General features: G+C 57.8%; 2 protein-coding genes. One reads left to right on the forward strand and one right to left on the reverse strand.

Features of this window, described 5'->3' with window-relative positions:
• A partial coding sequence (locus ABX749_RS30185; RefSeq protein WP_372899303.1) for a sulfatase-like hydrolase/transferase occupies window positions 1–1,050 on the reverse strand: 1,050 nt, incomplete at its 3' end.
• 409 nt (window positions 1,051–1,459) lie between these two features.
• On the opposite strand from ABX749_RS30185, the gene ABX749_RS30190 reads away from it, so the two are divergent.
• Window positions 1,460–2,256, forward strand: a 797-nt coding sequence (locus ABX749_RS30190; protein WP_372899304.1) for an ADP-ribosylglycohydrolase family protein, incomplete at its 3' end; no start/stop codon positions are given.

Here is a 2,256-nt window from a genome sequence, read left to right on the forward strand (position 1 = left end):
AATCGATCGCGTCAAATCAAACGTGACGCAAACCTGGTCGCTGACCGTCCCGGCGGCAATTCGATCGGGCCAGCGGACAATCAGCGGCACGCGAATCCCGCCTTCATACGTCGTGCCCTTGCTGCCACGAAGCGGTCCCATGTTCCCCGCGCCGGCGAACCCTCCGTTGTCGGAAACGAAGAGGACGACGGTGTTGTCGGCAACTCCCGAATCCTCAAGCGTCTTCAGAATCCGGCCGACTTCTGAATCAAGATCCTCCAGCATCGCGATGTACGCCGGCGGATCAAACGCCATCCAATTCTCTTCCGTGACGACCTTGTCTTTGTCGCCAGGACCTTGATAGGGAAAGTGCGGACACTCGTGCGAAACATAGGCGAAGAACGGCTGGTCTTTGTGACGCTTGATAAATTCGATGCTGTCATCGGTGATCAAGTGCGTCATGTAGCCGTCACGTTCGATCGGCTGCCGACCACGAAACAACACGTGCAAGTCGCTGAGTTCACGATGGTTGAAGTAGTGGACGTTGCCGCCCAAGTATCCGACGAACTCATCCCAGCCGTATTGCATCGGATTGAACTTGGGTTCGTATCCCAAGTGCCACTTGCCGAAAATACCGCAACGGTAGCCGGCCGGCTTGAGCAGCGTCGGCAGAACGGCATCTTCGACCGGCAGCCCCAACTCATGTTGTTCGGCCAAGCGGATCGCATCATCGTAGCGCCCCACGTTCCCGGTTCCGATCGCACACTCCAGGCCGCCCACTCGCTGTTGATAGCGTCCGGTCAACAGCGCCGTCCGAGTCGGACTGCATTCAGGCCCATTGGAATAGTGCTGCGTGAAACGAACCCCTTGCTTTGCCAAAGTATCAATGTTCGGTGTCTTCGCGACCGGGTGACCGTAACACCCCAAATCCCCATAGCCCAGGTCATCGGCAAGAATCAAAACCACGTTGGGACGCTCCGTCGACTCGGCCCCCACGACGTCTGTATGAAGGGCGTGTGTCAGCAGTGCTGCAAACGTCGAACAGACGATTGCAGCGACTCGATTTCGCATCTGAGCCCGGCATGCTCGGCGGTATAGTCGGCGGCATGTTCGGCGGCAACCGGTCTTTCGGGTACGGGGCATCCTGTCGGCAAGAAACTGAATCATGTTGAATTCCATCGGTTGGAAAGCGGACGCTCGGCATTCGTTTCAAACCCGAGCTCAACGAGACACCCGTACCGGCAGCCGCTTTCGCAGACGTTTCTCATTTTCCGGTACAATGCGAACGGTCAACTCTAACCAAAAACTTAAATCCGCGAGCAGGTTCCTGGGTTTCGTTTTCAGGAACCCATCAGAGGCCAGCGGATCATCGCTGCGAACCAGCATCGTATGCCTTTGACGCTCGAACTGCTACACGAAGCCATCGCCACCACCGACAATATTTGAATCGCATGCAACCGTCGGTCTTGGAGAATCTAGAATGAATCGCGACGCAATCGTCGGATGCATCTTGGGAACCGCCGTGGGTGATGCGATTGGACTTCCTTACGAAGGCCTTTCACCGAAACGGGCCGAGAGGTTGCTGGGTACACCGGACCGACACCGATTTTTCTTTGGTCGCGGAATGATCTCCGACGATACCGAGCACACGTGCATGGTGGCTCAATCGTTGATCGAAGCGGGTGGCAACGTTGATGCGTTCACGAAACGGTTCGCAAGACGTCTGCGGTGGTGGATCTTGGCTCTGCCGGCCGGCGTGGGCAAGGCGACCGCAAAATCTGGAATCAAACTCTGGCTGGGCTGGAAACCAGAAAACGCCGGTGTGTTTTCAGCCGGGAATGGTCCGGCGATGCGGGCCGCGGTTATCGGCGCGGCGATTGATGACGTCTCTCTGCTGCGTGAACTGGTACGTGCTTCCTCGCGACTGACGCACAGCGACCCGAAAGCGGATGACGGAGCGATCACGGTCGCATTGGCGGCCAAACACGCTCGCCAAGGCGCGTCGATCAATGCAGACGTTTGGCTCGGCGAAGTGATCGATGCGGTGGGCGACGATGGGGCGGAGTTGATCGACTTGCTCCGGCGGGCGATCGACAGCGTTCAAGCGAACGAATCGACGTTGGCCTTCGCAAAGTCACTCGGACTCCAGCGTGGCGTCACCGGTTACACCTATCACACCGTTCCCGTTGCAATCCACACCTGGCTTTCTCACCCCCAGGACTTCCGGCAAGCCGTCACCACGATCATTCAATGTGGCGGTGATGCAGACACAACGGC

Source organism: Stieleria sp. (assembly GCF_041595215.1).
GTDB lineage: Bacteria > Planctomycetota > Planctomycetia > Pirellulales > Pirellulaceae > Stieleria > Stieleria magnilauensis.